Origin of the sequence: Streptomyces sp. NPDC005774 (assembly GCF_042871645.1) — a bacterium.
Classification (GTDB): Bacteria; Actinomycetota; Actinomycetes; order Streptomycetales; family Streptomycetaceae; genus Streptomyces; species Streptomyces pratens.
Genome location: NZ_JBIAIV010000001.1, coordinates 246,168 through 271,379, shown reverse-complemented (window position 1 = coordinate 271,379; position 25,212 = coordinate 246,168). Strand labels below are relative to the sequence as shown.

Here is a 25,212-nt window from a genome sequence, read left to right as displayed (position 1 = left end):
TTGATGCGGCACCGAATATCGCTTCGACGCTTTGAATCCGCAGCGCTTACGGTGCGCCCCATGAAGCTTCTGTCTGTGAACCTGGGTCGCCCCGAGGCCGTGCCGTACACGGATCAACCCGAGGGCCTGACCGGCATCGGCAAGCAGCCGGTGGACGGACCGGTGCGGGTGGCGGCGCCGGGACCGAAAGGGTTCGGCGCGAGCGGACTGGCCGGGGACGCGGTGTGCGATACGCGGCACCACGGGGGCAACGACCAGGCGGTGTACGCGATGGCCCGCGAGGACCTCGACGAGTGGGAAGGCGTGCTGGGGCGCACGCTGCCGAACGGCTCGTTCGGGGAGAACCTCACCACAGAGGGAATCGACCTCTCCGGTGCCCGGATCGGTGAACGGTGGGCCATCGGGTCCGAGGTGATATTGGAGGTCACCTCCGGGCGCGTTCCCTGCCGCACCTTCCAGGGCCACCTGGGTGAGAAGGGCTGGGTGAAGCGGTTCACGCGGCGGGGCGCGCCGGGTGCGTATCTGCGGGTGGTCCGGCCCGGTGGGATCCGGGCGGGCGACGCGATACGGATCGTGCACCGGCCGGATCACGAGGTGACGGTCGCTCTGCAGTTCCGGGCGGTGACGACCGAGCAGACGCTGTTGCCGCTGCTGCCGGCGGCGGGCGACGCTCTCCACCCGGAGGTACTGGCGAGGGCACGGAAGTACAAGGAGAAATACCAGGAGAACCCCGGAGTGAAGTCCGGCGCGGTCCAGGACTCCTGACGGGCGGTCGCCGCTCACCGGCCACGGACTGCAGAGCCGTCCCGCGAGCACCGAGCACCTGCTCTTGACCGGCCTTCCGGTCGTCCGGTCGTCCGGTCGTCCGGCCAATCGACCGGTACCCCGCCGGGCCATGCCGGACATGGGGACGGAAACGGAGACGGAAACGGGTGGAAGGGTGGGGCGGGTTGAGGGGCGGGCGCGGGAACGACTGATCCGGCCGGGCTTCAGTGCACCGCCCGGGACGGTGATGCCGGCCGGACGCCCCGACTCCGGGTAACTAGTCTTGCGCCATGACAACCGCTCTGATTACGGGATCGACGGCCGGCATCGGTGCCGCGTTCGCGCGGCGGCTGGCGGCCGACGGGCATGACCTGGTGCTGGTGGCCCGCGACATCGGCAGACTCCGGGAGCAGGCGACCGAGCTCCACGACCGTCATGGCATCGAGGCGGAGGTGCTGACGGCCGACCTGTCCGAGGACAAGGGCATCGAGACCGTGGCCGAGCGACTGGGTGATCGTAAGAACCCCGTCGACCTGCTGATCAACAACGCGGGCTTCGGCAACAAGGGCCGGTACCTCGAGGTCTCCATGGCGGACGAGCTGAGGATGCTCAAGGTGCACTGCGAGGCGGTGCTCCGGCTGACGACGGCGGCGGTGGAGGCGATGCGGGAGCGCGGGCGCGGAGGCGTCGTGAACGTCGCCTCGACCGCGGCGTTCGTGCCGCGCGGCACCTACGGGGCGTCCAAGGCGTGGGTCGTGCAGTTCACCCAGGGTGCAGCACAGGACCTGGCGGGCAACGGCGTACGGCTGATGGCGCTGTGCCCCGGCTTCGTACGCACCGAGTTCCATGAACGGGCGGGGATGGGGACGGACAACATCCCGAACTGGATGTGGCTGGACGCGGACAAGGTGGCCGAGGCGGCCCTCGCGGACCTGTCCCGCGGCAAGTCGGTGTCGATCCCGGATCCGCGGTACAAGGCGTTGATGGGGGCGGCGAAGCTGGTGCCGCGCGGCGTCCTGGGCGGCTTCTCCTCACGGACGGGTCGCAAGTACGGCCCGCAGTAGCGGACCGCCACGGCCGATCGGACCGCCATGACCGCCCGGGCCTGGGCGGTCATGGCGGTGGCCAATGGCAGTGCGACTGTCCAGAACTGCGGGTGGGACCGGCAGAGCTGAGGACTCCGGAGCCACGAAGCTCTGAGCTGTGCTCGAAAGCGGCCCCGCTCCACTGGGCAGAGGAAGCGCACATCCGCTGTCGGAGGCGGCGACTAGGATTCTGGACGTGTCTTCAGGGGAGACCCGGCACGCTGCGGCGTGGCTGTCCCCGCTTCCGCCGCCGTCTCCCGGAGGTGCTCGGTGTCCGCTGTCCCCAAACCGGCTGCTCCCGCTCCTCGTGAGCGCTGGTTCCAGCCGCGGCGATCGGGCTTCCGGTGGGAGCAGGAGGGGCTGGACCACGTTCGCGGTCTGATGCCGCGGACCGAGCCGTACCGGGCGTGGGCGACGTTTCAGTTCACCGCGGCGTCCGGCAGGACCAACGAGTGCGATGTGCTGATCGCCGTGCCCGGCGGCCTGTATCTGCTGGAGCTGAAGGGGCACCCCGGCCGGGTCGTGAACCACGGTGACACCTGGCAGTTCCACGGCGACCGGGTCCGTACCCTGCGCAACCCCCTCCACCTGACCGACCTGAAGGCCAAGGAGCTGAAGGGGCAGCTGGAGCGCGCCGCCCGGACGCTCGGTCTGTCTCCCCGGGACGTCCCGTTCATCAAGCCGGCCGTTTTCCTCCACGATCCCGGTCTGGTGAGCGCGCTGGACGAGTTCCAGCGCACGTCCGTCTTCGGCCGCAACGACGGCGCGAGCGGCCTGCCGAAGATCTGGGACGACCTGCTGGGCCGTCCGCCGGAGCGGGAGAACTGGCGCGTCACTCCTGTGATCAGCGAGCGCCTGGAACGGCTGATGCAGAAGATCGGCATCAGCCACTCCACCGCGCACCTGCGTTTCGGGGACGACTGGAAGCTCGAGCCCCGCGCGCTCGACGCGGGCCCCGGCTGGGAGGACCGGCTGGCGGTGCGCGACGACGGACTGGTCCAGGAGAGCGGTCGTGTCCGTATATACCTGTCCGGTGCCGCCGCGTCCGACGAGCAGCGCGCGAAGGTGGACCGTGCGGCCCGCCGCGAGTACCAGGTGTTGCAGGGCATCAACCACCGCGGCATCGTGCAGGCGGCACAGATCCGTGAGCACCAGGGCGGTCCGGCGATCCTCTTCCGGCACCGCGAGTCGGATCTCCGGCTGGACGCCTACCTGGATGCGTACGGCGGGCAGCTCGCCCCTGCTCAGCGGCTGGACCTGGTACGTCAGCTCGCCGAAGCGGTGCGCTATGCGCACAACCGTTCCCTGTACCATCGGGCGCTGTCCGCCCGGTCGGTGTACGTCTCGGCGCGTGAGGACGGCAGTGAGCCCGTCCTGCGGATCGCCGACTGGCAGACGGCCGCGCGCGACTTCGAGACGACGATGCACCGCTCACTCGGTGACACTCCGCTGGACGGAGGGCTGATCGCGGACACCGCACAGGTCTATCTGGCGCCGGAGACGGCCCAGGAGTTCGCCGATCCGGTCGACCTGGACGTCTTCGGTCTCGGTTCGCTCAGTTATCTGCTGCTCACGGGACGTTCCCCAGCGGACCGGCGCAGCGCCATGCTGGAGCGGCTGCAGAGCGACAAGGGCCTGCATCCGTATGCCGTCTCCGATTCCGTTTCGGCCGCTCTCGACACTCTCGTCTTCCGGGCCACGGCCGCCGATGTGAGGGACCGTCCGGCGTCGGTCGACGAGTTCCTGGAGCTGCTGGCGGCGGCCGAGGCGGACGCGGCGGCGCCGCAGTCCACGGGCGGCCCGGCCGTCGAGCCCCTTACGGTGCAGCCGGGGCAGCCGCTGGACGGCACCTGGACGGTGGCGCGGGTGCTCGGTACCGGCGCCACGGCTCGCGCGCTCCTGGTCCGCCGTACCTCCGCCGAGGACGGCGAGGATTCCCTCCGTGTGTTCAAGGTGGCCCTGGACCAGGAGAAGGAAGCCCGCCTGCACGCGGAGGCGAAGGCGCTGAAGGAGGTGGGCGGCGGGCGCATCGTGAAGCTGCTCGCCGAGCCGCGCGAGCTGGCCGGTCACACGGTTCTGGAGATCGAGTACGCGGGCGGTTTCCGCGGCGGGGACGACCGGGAGCCGGTGAGTCTCGGATCGCGGCTCCGCGACCAGGGCCCGCTGGGGTACGACCAGTTGGAGCGGTTCGGCAACGACCTGTTCGACGCTCTCGACGCCCTCGCCGCGCGCGGGGTGCGGCACCGGGACGTCAAGCCGGACAACCTCGGTCTGTTCAAGCGCAGTGACGGCTCCTGGCAGTTGATGCTGTTCGACTTCTCGCTGGCCGACGCTCCGGACCAGGACGTGCACGCGGGCACGCGCGGGTATCTCGATCCGTTCCTCGGCGGGGTGGGCCGTTCGCGTTACGACGATCACGCCGAGTGGTACGCCGCCGCGGTCACCTTGCACGAGATGGCCTCCGGGGAGCGGCCCGTATGGGGGGACGGGCAGGGCGATCCGCGACTGGTCGCGGACGCGGAGCTGCATGTGTCGGCCGAGTTGTTCCCGCAGGCCCTGAGCGAGGGGCTGAAGGGGTTCCTCGAGCGGGCGCTGCACCGGGACGTGGAGCAGCGGTACGACAGTCTGCGGCAGGTGCAGGAGGCGTGGCGGCAGGTTTTCCGCAGGGCGGACGCGGCACCTCCCGCGACGACTCCGGCCACGGTCGGTATCGGTGCGGAGGACTTGGAGGACGCCCGTGAGCAGGCGGCCGAGGCAGCCGGGCTGAGGACGCCTCTCGCGGCGGCGGGCTTGTCTCCCCGGGCCGTGTCGGTCGCCGAGGGCCTGAAGGCCCATACCGTCGAGCAGCTCCTGGACATCCCGCCGCACTACATCTCCCGGGCCCGCGGTGCCGGCAACGCGATCCGCAAGGAGCTGAACCGCCGCCACCGCCAGTGGACGCAGGCACTGCGCCGGCGGCCCGCCGCGAAGAAACCCGCGGAGATCCTGCCCGATGCGCAGGAGGAGGTACTGGAGTCGGTCGACACGCTGGCCGCGCGCCTCACTCCTCCGGCGGGCAAGCGCCGCACACGTCCCCGTCCGGACGTGGTGCGGGCCACCTTGCAGCTTCCGGGGGTGCTGGAGGCCGGGGAGGCGATGGAGCCGTGGCCGGCACAGAGCCTGATCGCGAAGGCTCTGGGCATCAGCCAGCCGACCGTTTCGCAGAACCAGCAGGCGGCGATCGCGGCGTGGGCCGAGCTGCCGTGGCTGGTCAGGGTGCGGGACGAGCTGGTGGCGATCCTGACCGACCGGGACCGGGTGTGCACGGCCGAGGAGTTGGCGTCGGAGCTGCGGGTCCGGCACGGCGCGGGCACGGGTGATCCGGCCGAGGCACAGGCCAAGGCGTTGGCCGTGGTGCGGGCCGCGGTCGAGACGGAGATCCGCAAGCGGGACGAGGAGCTGCCCGGACCCGGGTCCGCCGAGCCCGCCGACGGGGCCGAGCTCCCGGCCCGGTTCGCCGTGCAGCGCCGGGGCGGCCGGGTCGTCATCGCTCTGGAGGACCAGCCGGGCGCCGACGACCCGACGCCCGCCGAACTCGCCGACTACGCGACCCTGCTGGGCGAACAGGCCGCCGACCTGGCCGGGCGCGACCCGCTGCCCGGTCGCGCGACCGTGCTGAGGGAGCTGCGTTCCCTACCGGCACCCGAAGGCATGGCGCCGCTCGCCGACACCCGGCTGGTGGAGCTGGCCGCGTCGATGACGGGTGGTGTGGCCTTCTCCCCCCGGCTGGAACTGTTCCCGCTCTCCCTCGGCCTGGCTCGCGCCCTACGCATCTCGCAGGCACCGGCGGGTGTCCGCCCCGAGACCGGTATCACGACATCGGACCTGCTCTCCCGGGTCCGTGCGCGGTTCCCCGGTCTCACGGTGCTGGACGAGACGACGTACGTGGAGCTGGCGGAGGCTCTGACGGAGTCGGGGTTCCCTCTGGTGCACGACCAGGAGCGGCGCCGTTTCTTCCCCAAGGAGCAGCAGGGTCCGGGCAGCCGGATGGGACTGTCCTCCTCGGTCCTGACGAGCACCGGCTCTCTCTACGCCGCCGCGCAGGGCCGCATCGCCGAGGGCAGGGATCCGCGTGAGGTGCTGTCCGCGCGGCTGGGCGAGGCCCGCCGCCGGGGCGGTTTCGTGGCCCTGACCTTGAAGGGCGCCGAGCTGCCGGGGACCGCGCGGGCACTGGCGGAGCGGTTCGAGGTGACCGATGTCCCGCTGAACACCCTGTTCCTGGACGCGCTCAAGGAGCTGGCCGAGGAGCAGTCCGTGCGCTGGCAGGCCCTGTTGAAGGCGGACGCCAAGTTCACGGTGACCGGCGTGCTGGGTGCGGCGCTCGCCTCGTACACGCGGTCGGCGGCCGAGCGGGTCCGGCAGCGGGTGGTGGATCTCGCGGAGCGCTCGGGTCCGCGCACGGTCCTGCTCGCCCACGAGGCCGGTCTGATCGCCCGTTACTGGGAGGCGGGCGGCCGTGAACTCCTGGCCTCTCTCCAGCAGGCGGCCAGGCGGCCGGCCGACGTCCCGCACGGTCTGTGGCTGCTGCTGCCGGTGGAGGACCCGCGTGCCACACCCGTGCTGGACGGCCGCACCGTGGAGGTGGTGGACCGGGCCAGCGAGTGGGAGGTGCTGGACAGCCTCTTCGTGAAGGGCCTCCGGTCCGCGCCGGTGCGGCCCTGACGGCCTCCCACGTAAGGCTTATTCTGACGCCTAACTGCCCAGTTTCGCTTGCCACCTCCCCCTACCGGCGATTCACTTGCACGAAACGCGGTGAAACTAGCCTGCGGGAGGAGGTGCTCATGCTTTTGAACTTCAGGGTGGCCAATCACCGCTCGATCCGCGAGGAGCTGGAGTGGCAGCTTCAACCGGTGTACGAAGGGGACCGGCCGCCGGGCACCGCATGGGAGGCGGTACCGGTCGCGGGCATCTTCGGTTCGAACGCGGCCGGTAAATCGAATATCGTCGACGCGCTGCGCTACATGGCGGAGATGGTGAATCGCTCGCATCTCCTGGCGGAGGACGGCGAGGGTGTGAGCAGACAGCCGTTCCTCTCGGACGTCCGGGAGACGGACTCGTCCTGGTATATCGCCGACCTCCTGGTGCGCGGGGTCAGGTACGTGTACGGCTTCGAGGTGGACGACGAGTGTGTCGTCGGCGAGTGGCTGTACGCCTACCCGGAGGGGCGCAGGCGGGTGGTGTTCGAGCGGACCGGGGACGACTTCCGTGTCGGCAGCACGCAGGACCGTCCCAAGGAACTCCACACGGTCGCCGACGTGACGGCTCCCAACGCGCTGTTCCTTTCGATGGCCGCCCGATCGAAGAGGGTCACGGATGTCGTCTACCCGGTATACCGGTGGTTCCGGAGCGACCTGGTGTTTGGCGGCTCCTTGACGAATGGGCCGATGCACCGCGCGCTGATGCTCAGGAACCTCGCACGTCGGCTGGACCGACAGGGAGAGCCCGCCCATCTACGGGACCTGCTGCGCGTCGCGGACCTCGGGATCGAGGATTTCCGCGTGGAGACAGTCGAGGAGGAGCTGTACTCATCGCGGTCCGCTCCCCGGGGCGCCGAAAAGGACACGCTCTTCGACATGCCGAGGCCCCACCGACGGACACGCCACGAGTTGCTGTTGAGGCACACCGGCAGGAACGGTCCGTTCGAGGTACCGCTGGACGCGGAGTCCGCCGGTACGCAGGCACTGGTGGAGTACGCGTTCACGCTGGAGGGAGTGGCCCGTCGCGGCGGCACCCTGGTGGTGGACGAGCTGGGCAGCAGCCTGCACCCGCGGCTCAGCGCGTTCCTGGTCGGTCTCTTCCAGGACCCGGAGCGCAACCCGAGGGGCGCTCAATTGCTGTTCACCAGTCATGACGTGAGCCTGCTGGGCCGTAGGGCCGGGGAGGACATTCTGAAGCGGGACCAGATCTGGTTCGTGACGAAGAACGAGTTCGGAGAGAGCTCGCTGTATCCGCTGTCCGACTTCCGGCCGCGCCAGGACGAGAACCGGGAGCGGCGCTATCTGAGCGGGAGCTACGGCGCGGTGCCCATGGTCGACGACACGTTCACGCTGGCGATCGCCGGGCGGGGGGAAACGGGTGGCGAGGGATCCGAAGCGGGACGGCCGGAGGGCTCCGAGGCGTGAGTCCACGCTGCGCCGCAGGCCGGCGTATCGGGATTCGTTACCGACGATCCTGGTGGTGTGCGGGGCGAGGAACACCGAACCGGCATATCTCAAAGGCCTTTTGAGAGTGGTCGACAATCGTGCCGTGGATGTCCGGGTCAAGGTCTGTCCGCAGGATCCGGTGTCCGTGGTCCGGCACGCGGCGGGTGAGCGCAGGCGTGCGGGCGACCACTATTCGCGCACCTGGTGCGTCCTGGACGTGGATGACTTCGCGCATCTCGACGAGGCGCTGCGGCTGGCCCGGAGCGAGGACATCGACGTCGCCCTGTCGAATCCGTGCTTCGAGTTGTGGCTGCTGCTCCACTTCCGCGACCACCGTGCCCCGGTCGACGGCTTCCGGCACGCCGAGCGGCACCTCGTCCCCCACCACCATGGCTACAGCAAGGTCGCGGACCGGTTCGCCTTCGATCTCTACCGGCAGACCTGGCCGCAGGCAGTGGAACGGGCACGGGAGCTGGCGAAGCCGGGTGAGGAGCACAAGAGGAACCCGTCGACCGGAATGTGGCGACTGGTCGAGCACATCGTGCCGGTGTATCCGCAGACCTGAGCCGTACTTGTCTTCGGCCCCTGCCGCGGCTGAGGGAGAATCGGGACGACAGGGTAGCCAGGGGGCGGGTGGGCATGAACGTCGGTGAAGAGCTTCTCGGCAAGAGGGTCATCAAGATCCATCCGCCTCGTGGCAGCGTGCAGCTCGTCCGGTTGGAGTCGGTTGTTCCCTTCATCTGCTCGCGGTGCACCTCGGCAAAGACCGCACGTCTTGTCGCCGTCCGCGGTGATTCTCTGCTGTGCAACGGCTGTTACGGACGCATTACTGCCTCGGCTGCGGAGAGCGATCAGCAAGCGCGGAAAGGCACCGGTGGGCCGTCGGTGGTCGCGGATACTCGGGCGTCGTCCCTTCAGTCCGAGGACCTCGCGCGGGTCGTCGTGGAGGAACATGAAAGTGGGCTGCCCTACTCGGTGATCAACACCGGGCGCACCGTCGAGTGGAAGTTCCATGTGCGTGTCGAGCATCTCCTGCACGGCACATGCCCCGTGCCGGCCGAGATGGCTGACCGGGCCTCCCCTCATGAGTCGCTGGACCTCATATTTTTGCGAGGGCGTCACCGCATCGGGGTCCTGGACGAGCAGGAGGGTGCCAGGCTCCGGGTGGAGGGTGCTGAGCCACTGCTGACAGGGGTGAGGTGGCAGCCTTTCGTCCTCCCCGGAACGCGTGTGTCGGTGCGGTGGGAGACATGGGGGAAGCTCCGGCTGGCCTTCACCCCGCTGGACAAGCCCGTGGTCTTCGGCGGCACCGTGGTCCGCTACGACTACGACCCGAGAATCATGACCCGTGAACTCGCGGCGTTCGACGCCCGCGTGGACCGGGTGGAGGAACTCGTGCTGAACGCGTTGCGTGAGCTCGGGTACCTCGACGAGAAGGGCCGGGCCCTGCTCCCGCGGGAGGCGTTGCTCCGCAACACCATCGAGCGTGCGCAGACGGAGCGGCCTCCGGCGAAGAAGATCCGTGGGGCTGTCGACCGGTTGCTCTCGCGCGGGATCCTCACGTGGGAGCAGGGCAGCGTCAACCGAGCAGCCATGCTGCACTATCCCGCACGGCGTGGAGAGACGCCGGTTCCGCTGCTCTGCTACGCCCCGGCGCTTCGGGTGGCGGAACGCGAGGATCTTCGGAATGACGAAGGCACCGCGTACAGCACCAGCGCCCATCGCGTGTCGGGACACCTGATGCGCATTGGCCACCTCGGCAAGGAAGCGAGCCCTGAGGCGAAAGCCGCCTACCGAGAAGATCACAAGAGAGCCGGCCTGGCCGGGCCGCACGAACTGCCCCGCGGTTACACCTACGTACGTGAGCACGAGCGGGGGATTTAGGCAGCGTTCGTTCACGTGCTCAGTCGGGGCCCCGGCCGAGGGCCACGTTCAACTTTCCTCAGCCGGTTCCAGCTTGTCCGGCCAGCCGGTGACCGCACCGGTGTCGCGGAGTCGGTACAGGTCCGCCATGAGTTTGGCGCGTGCTGCTCCGTTCCGTGCGGACCAGCCGAAGAGCGCCAGGGCTTCGGCAACGGCCTTCTCCGCTCCGAGGGTGCGCGGCCGGTCTTCGACGAGGCCGAGCAGCGCGCGTCGGCGCTCGGCCGGTGCGATGTGCTCGACGGGCCGCGAGGTGAGGCCTGGCAGCGGCCAACGGGCCTGTGCGCACGGCCGGCCGGGAACGTCGAGGAAGTCGTCCGCCTCGGCGATCCGGCCCTCGTCCCGCAGCTGATCCACCGCTGTGTCCACTCGGGCCTTCGTCGGCTTGGGCTTGTACAACAGCTCACCCAGGTGCCGGAGGAGGACCTGCCGGTGGATCGGCCCCTCGGTCTCGACGACCCGGTACACGGCGTCTGTCAAGGGCGGGTTCGGTATCCCGCCCCGCCGGTCGGCGGTCGCCGGATCGAGGTCGGCCACGTCGGCGGGCTGGTACGGAACCGCCCAGTCGCCGTGGTCGGGAGCGCTGCGGGATGACTTACGGGATGTCACAGGTCGGCTCCTTGCTTCGCGATGCGTGTTCGGACAGGTAGGCGTCCAGCCCGGCTGCCGCCACGGAGGACAGCGTCTGCGTTTCGGGCCTGCTGTGCAGACGCAGCAATACATGGTCGTCATCGACGAGGCAATCGGTGTACGGCAGGGTGCGGGACAGGAGTTGGGCCAATTCGTCGCAGGTGGCGTGGACGTCGACGCCGTGCAGCCCGATCCACAGGTGCAGCGTGCCGTCCTGAATGGTCAGTTCGATGTCCACCGGAGTACCCACGGCGTCGGCCGCCTCACCGCACCAGGTCAGCGTCTCGTTCAACGCGCCAAGGTGGACGGACAGCGGCAGGAAGGTCTCCTGCCGCATGTCGTCGCGGACCGTGACACCGGTGCGTGGCGCCTGGTCGCGCCACCAGTCCTGTACGACGTCCCGTACCGACGCGGCCCGGGGCGCCGTGGCGGCCGCGCGTCGGACGGCTTCGGCGGCGTGACGTCGCACCACGCCGCCGGCGTCAGTGCCGGCTTCCGCAGCCATGCGGCGCAGCAAGGAGCGCGGCCCGCGCCGGGTGTCGTCGACGACCTTGCGGTACAGCTCGCGCAGCGCCTCGGGCGCCTGGTCCCCTGCGGGGCCGAGCAGGGCCGTGACGTGATCGGCCCAGGTGAGGAACGCCTTGGTGTCGCCGGTGGCAAGGAGGTCGGTGCCGAGATCGCCGCGGGCCATAACCCGGGCGCGCTGCCGTTCGGTGGTCGGGCCCAGGCCGTCGATCTGGGCGCGGAGCAGATAGGCCAGCAGGTCCCGTTCCGGGGCGGAAAGGTCGTCGACGACACCGTTGACGGGGGTGGCGAGGATGTCGAGGACTGCTTCGGCGCTCGCCTTCCTCGCTGCCGGTTTCCCGGAGGCTTCGACGAGCGGTTCGGTCCACCGGTGCACACGGCCACGCGTGTCCCGCAGGATGACGGTGGCCGTGTAGCTCGTGAGGTGCTCCGGTCCCGAGACGACGTACTCGTAGTCGTGGTCGATGCCGTAGGCGGCGGTCATGGCGGCGAGGAGGGTCACCGTGTCGAGTCGGTGTTCCAGTCCGGTGAGCCAGTCGTCCAGAACTGCGGGCCGCCGTAGCAGCATTCGCGGCCCGTGGGTACGCCAGGCCGCGGCGACCGCCGCCTGGGCGGCGCCCGACACCAGGCTGCGGCGCTGCCCGCTCTCGCCGCGGCCGGTCAGCAGACCTTCCGCGAGTTGGAGAGTGCCGCCGAGCCGGGCGGTGTCCTCTTCCGAAATGCTGTGGACGCGGGCCTCGTCCTCGTCCGGGGTGAGGCTGCGGGCGAGCGTCAGGCGAGCTCTGACGTGAGCCGCGAGGTGTTCGATGACGTGGGAGCCGTGGTGCGCCAGGAGCTGGTTGTCGCGCTGGCGGGCCGCGTGCGCGGTGGCCGGGTTCTCCTTGACCCAGGAAGCGTGGGTGAGCCCCTGGGCGAGGAGACCGTCCGCCCGGTGGCCGAGTTCGAACATCGCCGCCAGGTCGCTCATGGCGTCCCGGTGCCGGTTTCCCGGCTGGGCGTACGGCAGCGGTGACATGGTCGTGCGGTTCGCCGCCGGTTCCGCCTTCTGCCGTGCGTTCACCGTTCCGGTCGCCTGCGGGTACCTGTCCAGCAGGGCACGGGCCGCGGCCGCCCGCGCGGCCTTCTTCGACGCTCCGGTGCCCTCGGCCCTGCGGCCGGAGTCCGTGCGGGCCGTGGCGCAGAAGACCTTGCTGTGGTCGGGCCCTTCCTCTTCGTAGTCGTAGACCAGCCCTTCCGTACAGAAGGCCGTGTTCGCCAGGGTGACGAAATCGGTGACGAGCTCCGTGGACGGACGGTCGAGGTCGGGCCAGACGGCGGCGACGAGTCGGCGGGCGACCTGGTGCTTACCGCAGAGGCTGAGGACTCCGATGACCTGCCGGGCGACTCCTTCGGCCACGGACCGGGCGGGCTGCTGTGCCTCGCCCGCGCCCATACGGGCCAGGCCATGGCGGGCGGCCCAGCGCCCCAGTGCGGTCTCCGCAGCGCTGCGCCGCCGGGCGTGCTCGGCGGCTTGCTCTCCCGGCTTGTGCGGAGCGGCCCACCGCCCGTAGGCGTCGAGCAGGATCACGTCGAGCGCGGTGCCGCCAAGCCGGTCGAGCAGGCCGAGCACGTGCGGGGTGACCTGGTCGGTGTGCCGGCTTTCGTAGAGGTGGCTGCGGTGTTCGGCGGCCAGGCCGAGCCAGGCGGTCTCCTCGGGTCCGGCGTCCCACCCTCGCACGGCCTTTCCCACAGCGTCGCGGACTACTTCCCCGTAGGTGCCGACCAGTGTGAGGGGCGGCTTACACAGCGCCGGGTAGGTGACGTCGCGGGCGGCGAGCTGCCGTACGGCGCGGGAATAGGGCCGGACCGGCTCGGGCTGCGGGGGTTGCCGGGTAGTGAGCCGGGCTTTCGTGGGGGGCGTCGTCCGGCCCCCATGCTCGGACGGCGCGCCTCGGCGGTCGCGGCTCGGAATGGTGCGCTGTGGAGCCTTCCTGCTCCGGCCCCCCCTTCCCTGCATGCCGTCCCCGTCGAACAGGTCCTGGAGCTTGACGGTGAGCCAGGGGGGCAGACCGGCCGGGGGCACGCCGCCGTCGAAGAAGTCACCGGCCAGGTCGACGCAGTACGACCACCTGTCCCACTCCGAGCGTGCCGCGTACGTCTGGCCCACCCTGCGCAGCGCCCGGCGCATCCGCTCGTACGAGACCTTCCGTCCGCCCAGGCTGTACGACGTCCGTGCGCGTGCGGCCTCGATGGCGAGCGCGATCCTGTGCACGGGCGTCGGAGCCGCGGTCTCCCGCAGCGAGACGATGCCGACCCAGCGGTTCATGGCCCTCCCCCTGGCCGGGTGACCCGGGCCGCACGACAACGGGCGGCGTCGCGCGCTCCCCCGGCTCATACGGACGGACACTGCCCGGCCTTCTCGCTACCCCTCCTCGTTCCGCCGCATCTCACCGGCCTCGGTGGTCACAGCGGAACCCCCAGGTGAGCGTACGTCCACGTCGACCGGTTCGGGAGGGGTTCGGCAGCACGGGTCATTACGTCACGGATCGTCGGGCCAGCCGGGTTGACGCGACCTCCGGGCGTGGGAGACCGGCCCGATACGGATGGGCGCGGCGCTCGCCTCGTACACGTGGTCGGCGGCCGAGCGGGTCCGGCAGCGGGTGGTGGATCTCGTGGAGCGCTCGGGTCCGCGCACGGTCCTGCTCGCCCACGAGGCCGGTCTGATCGCCCGCTACTGGGAGGCGGGCGGCCGCGAGCTACTGCCCGGCTTCCCCGAGAGCCCGGGACAGGGGGTGCACGAACTGCTATACATCCCGTACGGTCCGTGATCGGCAGGGGGGAGGTGGGGATCGGGTGGATCCCATTTCGGCGGGGCTTCTCGTGGCACTCGTGAGCGGCGCCGGAGGTGCTGCCGGCACGCAGGCGTGGGCAGCGCTCAGCAGGCTGGTGCGCCGGCCGTTCTCGCGTGCCAATCGGGCACAGCCGGAGGAACCGGCTGCGGGACTGCGGGAGTTGGAGGATCTCGAGGACAGTCCTCAGGACACGGACCGGGCGCAGGCGCTCGCCGACGCGCTGCGGCGGCGGGCAGCTCACGACCCTGATTTCGCCCGCTCCCTCACCGCCTGGCTGGATGAGGCGAGCAGTGCGGCGCCCACAGGAGCCGGAGACGTGCACAACACCGTCAGCGGCGGTTCCCAGGGAAACCTCCTGCAGGCACGGGACCTGCACGGTCCCGTGACGTTCGGCACTCCACCCGCACCGGACGCCCCGGCCGGGGAGCGGGCCGACTGAGCGCCCTCGGCCCGGACAGCACGCACGGAGCCTGCTTCTCCGCCACTTGCTTCGATGCTGGTAACGGCCGCATCAAAAGTCACATCGGAATTCTCGCGGGCATGCACTCGGATCATTGAGATGATTGCATCTTCACCCCGGGAAAGAAGTGGAATCAGCCAAAGTTGCCCGACCTGCCCGTTCGGCTGCGAAAATCTTGACGGTCATATGCGCCAACTCTAGCCTTGCGCAAGCCGGGATTGCCATCCAGAAGGGGCAAGGATGAAGCTCACCAAGCTGTACAAGGACCAGGGCTCGGGCGGAAACGGCTGCCCCACGGTCTACTTGGGCGAGACCGGTGAGCTGGTCGTACAGGGACACGTCGTGGACAGCGCGACCTTCTCGGAACTGGAGAACGTCCTCCCGGGAGAGGGCGCCGTCCGTATCTCCGCGGACGTCGTGGCCGGCGCCATGGAGCAGTACTACAGTCAACACAGTGAGGGGCGGTAGGTGGGACGCAGGTTCTCTTCACTGGCAGACGAGGAATTCAACCGCCTGTTCACCGAATTCAAGTTCACGGCATACCGCCTGGAAGCCCTCCAGCGGTATGACGTGTCCTATGAGCAGGACGAGTTCGCACGCTTCCTCTCGGGCGAGTCGAGAGGCGAGTTCCCCGGCATCGCGGAGTGGATCGACGGCACCGTCGCCAAGGCGGTGGCGGCGGGAAAGATCCTGAGCCGGGTGCACGTGGTCGAGCTGCCGATGTCCGACTACGTCCGCTTCGAATGCGCGTGGGCGTACGAGCACACGGTCGAGGCGGGGGAGGACGTGCGGATCCTCCCCGTGTCCCGGCAGGAGTGGCCGCCGGAGCTGCCGCACTACGACTACTGGCTCTTCGACTCCACGCAACTGGTGGCGATGTACTACGAGGAGGACGGGAGCTTCTCGTCCGCCGAGATCATCGACGACCCGCGACGGGTCGTCGAGGCGAACCACTGGCGCGACGTGGCCCAGGCGTCCGCCGTCCCCTACCGGGAGTTCGCCCACACCCATCTGGATCAGCCGCGCGTTTCGGGCTGAGTGGACACACGAGTCACGGGGACCTGGACCAGACACATGGCCGACGAGCCGACATCCGTCTCGAACGAGTTCTCCGGCGGCGACAGTGACGTGGTGGTCCAGGCCGGGACCGTGCATGGTGGTGTACATGTGCACGGCCCCGATCACTCTTTCCCCCCGCCCCGCCAACTCCCCTACGAAGTACCGGGTTTCGTCAACCGCGTGCACGAGTTGGCCGCGCTGGACACGCTGCATCCACAGCCCGCCGACGAAGGTGAGGATGCTCCGGCCGTCGTGACGGCGATCACCGGGGGCCCGGGGGTGGGGAAGACCGCGCTCGCACTGCGCTGGGCGCACAGGGTCCGCCGGCACTTCGTCGACGGTGATCTGTACATCGACATGCGCGGATACAACAGCGGCAACGCGCTGGGACCCGAGCAGGCTCTGACCTCCTTCCTGCGGAGCCTCGGCGTGGAGGCGGACCGCATTCCGATCGACGAGCAGGAATGCGCCGCGTTGTTCCGCTCGATGGTGTACGGGAAAAAGATCCTGATATTCATCGACAACGCGTCGTCCGTCCAGCAGATCAGACAGGTCATTCCCGCCTCGCGCTCCAGCCTCGTCCTGATCACCAGTCGAACTAGACTGTCCGGTCTAGTGGCGCGGGAGGGAGCAGCGCGTGTGACACTCGACGTACTGTCACCGCAGGAGTCGGTGCGCCTCCTGCGTGAAGTGATCGGGCCCTTACGGGTCGACGCGGAGCCCGAGGCGGCCAGGCGAGTGGTTCAGCTCTGCGGCTGTCTCCCTTTGGCCCTCCGCGTCGTGGGGGAACGTGCGGCCGCTCGACCGTTGCTCTCCCTGGACGAACTCGTGGACGAACTCGTCCAGGAACAGGATCTCCTCGATGCCCTGGCCGATCGGGAGGACGAACTCAGCGATGTGCGCGCCGTCTTCTCATGGTCCTACAGAGCGCTCCCGGAGGAATCCCGAAGAGCTTTCCGAATCCTGGGACTGCATGAGGGAAAGGTGCTGAGCAGCAGCTCCGCGGCAGCACTTCTCGTCCTCACTCCGGCGGTTGCCCGGCGCAGGCTCGGCGAACTCGCCGATGTCCATCTTCTCCAGGAGACCGCCAGGGACAGATACCGCATGCACGATCTGCTGCGTTCCTACGCGGTGGAGCAGCTGGCCGCCGAAGAGCCGCAGGAAGAGAAAACCCGGGCCGTGCGCCGGATCCTCACCTGGTACCTGCTCAGCGCCGACGCGGGACGGAAGGCGATTCTTCCGCACTCCCACTCCATTCCCCTGGTCCCTCCGGGCCAGGTGCGCCCGGTCGAGCGTTTCGAGGGGGCCGCCGACGCGCTGCGGTGGTTCGAGACCGAACGCGAGAACCTGCTCTCCGCACTGCGACAGGCGGTCGCCTGGGGGCAGTACGACATCGCGTGGATGCTGCCCGTGGTGGCCGACGGATTCTTCGAGCTCGGGTCCCACTGGTCGGACTGGAACCATGTCCACGAGCTCGGGCTGGACGCCGCACGGCTGGTCGGAAACCCACTGGGAGAAGCGTCGAACCTGTTGTGTCTGGGTGATGTGAACTGGCGGTCCGGGGCGTACGACCTCGCCGTCGAGCACTACCGGCACACTGCGGAGATCAGCCGGGACATCGACGACCCCTGGATGCTGGGGTTCTCGCTGCGGGGTCTGGGGCTGGTGGCCCTGGAGCGGAGCGACCCCGGCGCCGAGGCGCACTTCGAGGCCGCACTGGCCGTGTTCCGGGAGCACGGCATCAGGCGGGGCGAGGGGATGAGCCTGCTCAGTCTCGCGAAGTGCGCCCGTTCCCGCGACGACCACGCGGAGGCCGCCGCGCTCTGCCGCCGCGCCATCGACATCTTCCGTTCGATCGACGACCGGTGGAGTGAGGCCTGGGGCGCGCTCCACCTCGCCGACAGTCTCGGCGAGCTGGGTGAGCTCCACGACGCGGAGGAGCACCTCGGGCGAGCCCTGGAGACGTTCCGCGAGTTCACCGACCGGCGCAGCGAGGCGTCGACGCTCAGAAGTCTGGGCGACGTGTCCCTGGCGCGCCGCGAGTTCGCCGCCGCCCGTGACTTCTGGACGCGGGCCGCGGGCCTCTACGAAGAGCTCGGCGACGCGCTTTCCGACACCCTGCGGAGGCAGGTGGAGGACATCGCGGACGCGAGGAGCAGAAAGGGGGAGGAAGGTGGTCGAGCCGGGTGAGGTCGTGTTCGAGGGCGGCGGACGGGAGTCGGCCGCCGACTGGTTCCGCCGGATCTGCGACCTGCACGACGGTGTCTTCTCCGCCGAGCCGTTCGCCTGGGTGCCGGAGATGTCGCCGGGACACGAGGAGGAGCTCGGAAGCCTGATGACGGTTCCGGGTTTCCGGCTGGTCGTGGCCAGGCAGCGGGATCGCCTCGTCGGCTACGTCTACGGTCATCCGCTCCCCGTCGACCACGGCTGGTGGCGCGACTTCACCCACCCGCTCCCCGCCGGCCTGGTACGGGAACGGCCGGGCCGGACCTTCGCCGTCATCAGCCTGGCGGTCCTCCCCGAACGGCGCGGCCGTGGCACGGGGAAGCGCCTGATGGAGGAGCTCCTGCGCGACCGCGAGGAACAGCGCGCGGTCCTCTCGGTGCAGCCCACCGCCCTCGCCACGCAGGGCGTCTACCGGCACTGGGGGTGGAGGAAGGTCGGCAGGAAGGGTCCTCTGGCCGGCGTCACACCGCCCTGCTGGGACATCTACGTCCGCGAACTGGGCGTTCCGCGCCGGTAGTCGGGCCCACCCCCTCCGGGGCATGTTCCGGGGTGGACGACCACCATGGTGGCCTGAGCCGACGATCCGGCCCGGGCCACCGGCCATGTGATCACCGCCTGGAACCCCCGTGGCCGTACCGCGTCGGACGACGCCAACGCCCACGCTCAATTCCTACTGCTCGACGAGGTCCGTCACCGTGGTCTCACCTGGTGGCCCGCTGAGGGAGGCGACGCGTGCGGCACGCATCGCGAGGAGAGCGTCGCCGTCGTCGGCCTGAGCGATACCGCGGCGCGTGACCTGGGACGCCTCTTCAGGCAGGACGCGGTCTTCGCCTGGACTCCCGGCGCCTGGCGGGTCCTGGCGTGTGACACCGCCGCCGTGGCGGTGAGCGGGTGGACGGCGTCCACGCAGTCGGCGCCGGCGTAGGCGGGAGAAGAACCATGGGCATGTATCCCATGCGCACACCCCGGACCACTGTCCCCGCTGCGGCAGGCGTCTCGCCGAGCCGTCGGCCGAGCGGGTCAGGGCCGACGGCTTCCCGGCCGAGGTGACGTACGCGACGGACCCGGTGTGCGGTGCGCGCCGGCACGTGTGGGACAGGACGTCCCCGCTGCGCCGCCTGGCCCGCCCGCATGTGGACGGCACGGGATGACGTCACCACACATCGGGGCGACTCGAGCGGCGCTCCTCCCAGATCGTCCTCCCCGAGCAGCTTCTCGCGTGTTGCCGCGCTCCTCGGCAGGCACGACGTGAGCCCGGTGGGCCGCAAGGCCCGTGCCGACATGCTCCAGCGGAACCAGATCTGGTTCACGTCGAAAATACCTCGAACAGGAACCGGCCATTCCTGGATCTGGAACTCGTCATACGGGAACGACGTGTTCGCATTCGATCTCCTGACATACAGGCTGAGGCCGACCAGTCAGCTCATGCAGGGGGATTCATGCGCACCACGGGGCACAGACGTGTCGTCGCCGCAGCCGCAACCACGGCGGCGGCGATGCTCACGCTCATCGGCACACCGGCACACGCTCAGACGTCCTCGCCCACGGCGACGCCGTCGGCGAGCGCCGACACCACCGAACTCACCCAGCTCGCCGAGGGCTACCTTCAGCAGCGGGCCGACCTGCTGACAACGGCCCGTCCGGCGGTGAAGTCCGCTCGCGGGCAGGTTCAGGCGACTCGTTCCATGACGGCCCAGATACAGGACGAGTTCGCCGCCCTGGTGGAGAAGGGCCGACGGTACGAGGAAGCCGACGGCGGCTACACCAAGGCGGAGGTCGACGTGGAGGTCACCGATGTGACCGTCACCGGCCAGTCGGCAACGCTTCAACTCACCGAGCACACCCGTCTGTATCTCCCGTTCACGCTTCAGGAGGTCGAGGAGGGCGCGCCGGAGTATGAGGAGTTGTCGCTCTCGCACACGGTGCAGTTCGCCCAGGGCCCCGACGGCGCCTGGCTGCTGTCGTCCGACGAGGCCGACGCGGAAGGCGGGCCGACCGCGACGACCCAGGTGGCCGACGTGGACGTCGACGCCGCCGTCGACGACGGGGGCGGCACACCGGACGAAGCCGAAGGGAGCAAGGACGCCGGAGCCGATGTCGAACCGCTGCCCGCCAACAGCGTCGACTACGTCAAACCCACGGTTTCGGCGAACTACAACTACGGCAAGATGGTGTCCTACGCCGACAAGTACTGGAAAAACCACAACAACGCCTACCGCACGTACGGCAACGACTGCACCAATTTCATCTCCCAGGCGATGCTGGCCGGCGGCTGGGGGCCCAAGGGCGGCGCCATCATCCAGCGGAAGAGCAACAAGTACTGGTTCTACGGGCCGACGAAGTCCACGACCAGCTACACATGGGCCGGGGCCGAGAACTGGTATTGGTTCGCGAAGAAGCATGCGAAGCGGACCAAGATACTCGACAACGTGTGGAAACTGGCCTCGGCCGACGTTCTCCAGGCCGACTTCAACCGCAACGACAACATCGACCACACCATGATCGTCACGAAGAAGTACAGCGGTACGCCGTATCTGACCTACCACACCAGCGACACCCACAACAAAAGCCTGAAGAAGATCCTCTCCGACTACCCGCGCGCCTGGTGGTATGCGCACCGCACCTGACAGGCTGCCCGTTCCCTCACCGGAAAACAGGAGTGTGCTGTGCAACGTCGACGCCTCTTGGCCGTGGCGGCCGCCCTGGTCGTCGCATCCGGCTGCTCGTCCCAGGAGGATGAAGCGCCGCCCGGTGTTTCGGCACCCTCGTCCTCGGCTTCGGCATCCTCCGACGGAGCCCGCGCGGCCGTCGAAGCCTATGTGCGGGCCCTCAACTCCCGTAGCGCCGACGGGCTGATGTCGGTCGGGGGCGTCAAGGACGAGGAGTGGTCCCGGCAGGAGGCCGAGCGGATCCTCGCCGATCAGGGCGGACGGGGGTGGAAGATCAAGGACGTGCGGATCCAGCACGACATGGGCCCGGACGTCGGCTCGGCCCGCCTCCTGGCCGAGGACAAGACGGGCAAGCCCCTCCAGGACACCTTCACCGTCACGCGGGAGAACGGCACCTGGCACCTGACGGTCTTCACCGATCAGCCCGGTGAGCCGGGCAAGGAAACCTCTGCGACCGACCCGCCTCGTTCCTGACGACCACCGTCGTGGTGGCCCGGCCCGACGATCCGGCCCGGGCCACCACCCCGCAGGACCCCGCGAGCCGGACGGCGGGGTCGTCCGCCACCGGGCGGGACCGGGCTCGGTGCCCGCGCTCCCGTTCCGCCCGCCTTCGCTTGCGCCGCCGTTCGGCTTCGCGGGCGCGTTCCAGGTCCCGCTGTGCGCGCGGGCGCCGCAGTTCCTCTTCCTGCGGGGAAAGCCGCCTCCCGGTCCTGCTCCGCTTGTTCCCGGTCTTCGCCGGTGGCCTGCCGGCTCGGCCGTTCCCCAGGCTGCCCATCGCACCCCCACGTGTCGCTGATCCGCGTGGACGGCGACCGGCCGTCCACCCCGCGGCCCTCCCCAGAGCCGCCGTCCCCTGCGGTCACACCGCACCACCAGGACGGCTGGCGCACGATCAACCGTCTGAGCAGCGCACATGCCGGATCGCACCCTGTGAATAGTTCAATGCGCATCGATCCTCCTGAGCCCGGTGCGGCCTGGCTGGCAGGATGGGACGGCGGGCCTTGGGGGGTTCGCTGGGAAATCGGCGCATCCGCGAAGATCGCGGGCCGACGAGCGGGATGTGAGGTGCGGCTGTGACGGTGACGGTTGAGGGGACGCAGGGGGCGGGGTCCGCGCTGGACCGGACGCGGCTGCTGAAGGATCTCCAGGCGCAGGCGCGTCTCCTGGAGGACGATCTCCGCGAGCGGACGGACAGCGAGGCGGAGTTCCGGGACGCGCTGCGGGCCGAGTACGAGAAGGCCGTCGCGGCGGAGCGTACGGCGGCCATGTACGAGACGTGGCGGGACGACCGGGTCGTCCAGATCGCGGCGGCGTGGGTGCTGGCCTGTGTGTTCGTACGGTTCAGCGAGGACAACGGGCTGATCGCGGACCCGTGGTTCTCCGGGCCCGGTGACCGGCTCGCGGAGGCGCAGGACCGGCACGACGCGTACTTCCGGGCGAACCCGTCGAAGAACGACCGGGACTGGCTGCTCGACTCCTTCGACGCGCTGGCCGCGTCGCACCGGACGGTGGCCGGGCTGTTCGACCGCACCCACAACCCGCTGTACGAGGTGACGCCCTCGTACGAGGCAGCAACGGCTCTGCTCGCCTTCTGGCGTCAGCGGGGCGCGGACGGCGAGATCGTCCACGACTTCACCGACCCCGAGCTGGACACGCGGTTCCTCGGCGACCTGTACCAGGACCTGTCCGAGCACGCCCGGAAGACGTACGCGCTGCTCCAGACCCCGGTGTTCGTCGAGGAGTTCATCCTCGACCTGACGCTGGAACCGGCCGTCGAGGAGTTCGGCCTCACGCCGGCGTGGAAGCACCGGCCCGGTGGGTGGCACGGAGAGGTCTCCGCCGACGGTCCCGACGGTGCGGACGTCGTGCGGGGGCTGCGGTGCATCGACCCCGCCTGCGGCTCCGGCCACTTCCTGCTGGGCCTCTTCGAGCGGCTGCTGGCGAAGTGGCGGGAGGCCGAGCCCGGGACCGAACCGTGGGTGCTGGTCCGGCGGGCCCTGGAGTCCGTCCACGGCGCCGACAAGAACCCGTTCGCCGTGGCCATCGCACGGTTCCGGTTGCTGGTGGCCGCGCTGAAGGCTTGCGGGGTGCGGGAGTTGGGGAGCGCGCCCGATCTGCCGATTCGGGTGGCGGTGGCGGACTCTCTGCTGCACGGGCGGGGCGCGGAGACGGTCACGGAGTCCCTGGACACCCTGTTCGCGGAGAACGAGCCGTTCTACTACCGCACGGAGGACGTGGAGGGGTACGCGCGGGAGGTGGATCTTCTCGGGCGGGGGTCGTATCACGTGGTGGTGGGGAATCCGCCGTACATCACCGTCAAGGACGCCAACGAGAACAAGAACTACAAGGCTGCTTACGACGCCTGCTATCGGCAGTACGCGTTGTCGGTGCCGTTTGCTCAGCGGATCTTTGAGTTGGGGATCAGGGCGGGGGGTGATCATCGGGATGGGGGGTTCAGTGGGCAAATCACCTCGAATTCCTTTATGAAGCGAGAGTTCGGGAAGAAGCTGATTGAGGATTTCTTTCCGAGAGTTGACCTGACGCATGTAATTGACACTTCGGGAGCGTTCATTCCGGGGCATGGGACGCCGACTGTAATCCTGGCTGGGCGCAACCAGGTAGCTCAACAGGCGCAACCGATCCGTGCAGTGCTGGGCGTAAGAGGTGAAGGAAGCCAGCCAAAGGTCCCAGAGAACGGGCTCGTTTGGCAGGCGATCGTGAAACAAGTCAGAACGCCTGGAAGCGAGTCGGACTGGGTGTCTGTTGAGGATGCGAAGCGTGAAAACTGGGCAGATCATCCATGGTCACTGGGCGGTGGTGGTAGCGGACCCCTCATGAAGCGCCTTGAGGAAAGCGGCGCTATCAAGCTTCGGGCTTCCGTGGAAAACATCGGCTTCAGTGCGGTCACACGGGAAAACGACGCTTATATTCTCGGAGATGCATCCTGGCTTCGCTCACACATCTCCGCAAGTAACTCCCGCCCGATCGTCGGAGGGACATCCTTGCGCGACTGGGGCTCCGACGGCGGCACTAATTCCCTCTTCCCATATCGGGACAGTGACCAGCAAGCCTGGATCGGCCTACGAGAGGAGCAATTCCTTTGGCCTAGCAGGACGCTTCTGAAGCTGAGGCGCGCTCTATCTGGAACCCAAGAGGAGCAAGGTCGAACCTGGTTCGAATATTCAAGTTTCTCAGCGAATCGCTACTGGTCCCCGAGGCTGATCAGCTTCGCATTTGTCGCAACCCACAATCACTTCACACTGGAGCGCGGAACGGACGTATTCATGCAGTCCGCGCCAGTTATCAAGTTGCCAAAGGAGGCGAGCGAGGAGCGTCATCTGGAGTTGCTGGGGGTCCTGAACTCGTCGACCGCAGGCTTCTGGTTGAAGCAGGTAAGTCACAACAAGGGCCGTCCTGGAGCAGAAAGAGGGGACGCTGACGAGCCTTGGGAATCCCGTTACGAATTCACAGCCACCAAGCTCCATGAATTCCCGCTACCTAAGCAACTCCCCCTCGTTCTTAGTCGAAAGCTTGACGCTCTCGCTCAAGCTTCAACCAAGCACGCCCCCTCCAGGCTGACCTGCCATGCCCTACCCACTCGCGAAGCTCTGAACCACACCCACCAGACAGAGGAAGAGATCCGCGCGCGGATGATCGCCTTGCAGGAGGAGCTTGACTGGACGGTGTACGGGTCGTACGGATTGCTCACCGCCGAGGAGGTCGCGCGGACCACTGTTCCTGTGGGCGCTGATGTCCCCGAAGTGGCACTCGGGGAGCGCTCCTTCGAAATCGTATGGGCTCGAAAAGCGCGGGGCGGCGAAGTAGGTAGCAAGTGGTTCGAGCGCCACGAGTCCACCCCAATCACCGAGATCCCCGCCCACTGGCCGGAGACTTACCGCAAGGTCGTCCAGGCCCGTATCGACCTCATCGAGGCCAACAAGGACATCCGCCTCATCGAGCGCCCCGAGTACAAGCGCCGCTGGTCCACCGAGCCCTGGGAGAAGCGGGAAGCCGCTGCCCTGCGGAACTGGCTGCTCGATGCCGCCGAGCGCGAGGAGCTGTGGTTCGAGGAGCGGGACGGGTTCACCGTGCCTCGGCCGCTGACCGTCAACCAGCTCGCCGACGAGCTGCGTCACGACGAGGACGTCCAGGCCGTCGCTGCGCTGTACGCCGCCGATCACCTCGGCAAGCGTGATGCCTCTCTTGCCACCGTCCTCGCCGCCGTCATCGAGGCCGAGCACGTGCCGTATCTCGCCGCCCTCCGCTACAAGGACTCCGGGCTGCGCAAGCGGGCGCAGTGGGAGCAGGTCTGGGAGCAGCAGCGCGAGGAGGACCGGACCGGGAAGCGGCTCGACATCAAGGTGCCGCCGAAGTACACCAGCGCGGACTTCACCAAGAACTCCTACTGGTCCCACCGCGGCAAGCTCGACGTGCCCAAGGAGCGCTTCATCTCCTACCCCGGCGCCTCCCTGGAGTCGGACACCTCCCTGCTCCTCGGCTGGGCCGGCTGGAACCACCGCGACCAGGCCGACGCCCTCGTGGGACTCGTCCGCAGCCGCGTCGAGGACGGCGGCTGGGAGAAGAAGGACCCCCGGTTCGTCCCGCTGCTCGCTGGACTGCGGGAAGTACTGCCCTGGGTGCACCAGTGGCACGGCGAGTACGACGAGGAGTGGGAGGGCAACCCCGCCGAGGAGTTCCAGGCCGCTCTGGAGCGAGGCCGCTCCGACGGACAGTGGTCCGAGAACGACCTCGTCAACTGGCGCCCCGAGAAGAAGACACGCGAGCGGCAGAAGAAGAGTGAGTGACTGAGCTGCGCCCATGAAGAAGGGGCGGTCGGAGGCCAAGTCCCGGCCTCCGACC

Annotated in this window: 18 protein-coding genes; 16 read left to right on the top strand and 2 right to left on the bottom strand. The window is 69.0% G+C overall.

Annotated elements, in window-relative coordinates; genetic code table 11:
- Nucleotides 1–60: 60 nt before the first annotated feature.
- The 6 genes from ACFYQA_RS01310 (at nucleotide 61) to ACFYQA_RS01285 (ending at nucleotide 9,916) form a co-directional block, all read left to right on the top strand.
- Nucleotides 61–765, top strand: coding sequence for an MOSC domain-containing protein (locus ACFYQA_RS01310; RefSeq protein WP_388909849.1), 705 nt, complete (start codon nucleotides 61–63; stop codon nucleotides 763–765).
- A gap of 290 nt (nucleotides 766–1,055) precedes the next feature.
- Nucleotides 1,056–1,829 (top strand): SDR family NAD(P)-dependent oxidoreductase, encoded by a 774-nt coding sequence (locus ACFYQA_RS01305; RefSeq protein ID WP_388909846.1) that lies wholly within the window; start codon nucleotides 1,056–1,058, stop codon nucleotides 1,827–1,829.
- Nucleotides 1,830–2,120: 291 nt separating this feature from the next.
- A complete protein-coding gene (gene pglW / locus ACFYQA_RS01300) occupies nucleotides 2,121–6,551 on the top strand; it encodes a BREX system serine/threonine kinase PglW (protein ID WP_388909843.1) in 4,431 nt (1,476 codons plus the stop codon).
- Nucleotides 6,552–6,670: 119 nt separating this feature from the next.
- Complete coding sequence (locus tag ACFYQA_RS01295) at nucleotides 6,671–8,011, top strand: ATP/GTP-binding protein (protein ID WP_388909840.1); 1,341 nt, start codon at nucleotides 6,671–6,673, stop codon at nucleotides 8,009–8,011.
- Entirely contained in the window at nucleotides 7,965–8,597 is a 633-nt protein-coding gene (locus ACFYQA_RS01290) for an RloB family protein (protein WP_388909838.1), read from the top strand. Before ACFYQA_RS01295 ends, ACFYQA_RS01290 begins: the two co-directional genes overlap by 47 nt.
- A 320-nt stretch (nucleotides 8,598–8,917) precedes the next feature.
- Nucleotides 8,918–9,916 (top strand): hypothetical protein, encoded by a 999-nt coding sequence (locus tag ACFYQA_RS01285; RefSeq protein WP_388909834.1) that lies wholly within the window; start codon nucleotides 8,918–8,920, stop codon nucleotides 9,914–9,916.
- A 48-nt stretch (nucleotides 9,917–9,964) separates the two neighbouring features.
- On the opposite strand, the gene ACFYQA_RS01280 is transcribed toward ACFYQA_RS01285, so the two are convergent.
- Both ACFYQA_RS01280 and ACFYQA_RS01275 read right to left on the bottom strand, forming a co-directional pair.
- Nucleotides 9,965–10,561, bottom strand: coding sequence for a hypothetical protein (locus ACFYQA_RS01280; RefSeq protein ID WP_388909831.1), 597 nt, complete (start codon nucleotides 10,559–10,561; stop codon nucleotides 9,965–9,967).
- Nucleotides 10,548–13,412, bottom strand: a complete 2,865-nt coding sequence (locus ACFYQA_RS01275) for a putative dsRNA-binding protein (RefSeq protein ID WP_388909828.1) — start codon at nucleotides 13,410–13,412, stop codon at nucleotides 10,548–10,550. The genes ACFYQA_RS01280 and ACFYQA_RS01275 overlap by 14 nt, the downstream gene beginning before the upstream one ends.
- Before the next feature lie 277 nt (nucleotides 13,413–13,689).
- On the opposite strand from ACFYQA_RS01275, the gene ACFYQA_RS01270 reads away from it, so the two are divergent.
- The 10 genes from ACFYQA_RS01270 (at nucleotide 13,690) to pglX (ending at nucleotide 25,157) form a co-directional block, all read left to right on the top strand.
- The gene (locus tag ACFYQA_RS01270; RefSeq protein WP_388909825.1) at nucleotides 13,690–13,914 is read left to right on the top strand and encodes a hypothetical protein; all 225 of its coding nucleotides are present in this window, start codon (nucleotides 13,690–13,692) and stop codon (nucleotides 13,912–13,914) included.
- Between the two features lie 61 nt (nucleotides 13,915–13,975).
- Nucleotides 13,976–14,377 carry a hypothetical protein gene (locus tag ACFYQA_RS01265; protein WP_388909822.1) on the top strand — a complete coding sequence of 134 codons (402 nt, stop codon included), beginning with the start codon at nucleotides 13,976–13,978 and terminating at the stop codon, nucleotides 14,375–14,377.
- A gap of 261 nt (nucleotides 14,378–14,638) precedes the next feature.
- The gene (locus ACFYQA_RS01260; protein WP_386398076.1) at nucleotides 14,639–14,866 is read left to right on the top strand and encodes a hypothetical protein; all 228 of its coding nucleotides are present in this window, start codon (nucleotides 14,639–14,641) and stop codon (nucleotides 14,864–14,866) included.
- The gene (locus ACFYQA_RS01255; RefSeq protein WP_388909819.1) at nucleotides 14,867–15,436 is read left to right on the top strand and encodes a DUF6879 family protein; all 570 of its coding nucleotides are present in this window, start codon (nucleotides 14,867–14,869) and stop codon (nucleotides 15,434–15,436) included.
- Nucleotides 15,437–15,472: 36 nt separating this feature from the next.
- Entirely contained in the window at nucleotides 15,473–17,647 is a 2,175-nt protein-coding gene (locus ACFYQA_RS01250) for an ATP-binding protein (RefSeq protein ID WP_388909816.1), read from the top strand.
- A complete protein-coding gene (locus ACFYQA_RS01245; RefSeq protein WP_388909813.1) occupies nucleotides 17,631–18,200 on the top strand; it encodes a GNAT family N-acetyltransferase in 570 nt (189 codons plus the stop codon). Before ACFYQA_RS01250 ends, ACFYQA_RS01245 begins: the two co-directional genes overlap by 17 nt.
- Before the next feature lie 87 nt (nucleotides 18,201–18,287).
- Entirely contained in the window at nucleotides 18,288–18,608 is a 321-nt protein-coding gene (locus ACFYQA_RS01240; RefSeq protein ID WP_360031854.1) for a DUF3293 domain-containing protein, read from the top strand.
- A gap of 514 nt (nucleotides 18,609–19,122) precedes the next feature.
- Nucleotides 19,123–20,310 (top strand): amidase domain-containing protein, encoded by a 1,188-nt coding sequence (locus tag ACFYQA_RS01235; protein ID WP_388909810.1) that lies wholly within the window; start codon nucleotides 19,123–19,125, stop codon nucleotides 20,308–20,310.
- 39 nt (nucleotides 20,311–20,349) lie between these two features.
- A complete protein-coding gene (locus ACFYQA_RS01230; RefSeq protein ID WP_388909807.1) occupies nucleotides 20,350–20,826 on the top strand; it encodes a hypothetical protein in 477 nt (158 codons plus the stop codon).
- A 599-nt stretch (nucleotides 20,827–21,425) separates the two neighbouring features.
- A complete protein-coding gene (gene pglX / locus ACFYQA_RS01225; protein ID WP_388909804.1) occupies nucleotides 21,426–25,157 on the top strand; it encodes a BREX-2 system adenine-specific DNA-methyltransferase PglX in 3,732 nt (1,243 codons plus the stop codon).
- The last annotated feature ends 55 nt before the right edge of the window (nucleotides 25,158–25,212 follow it).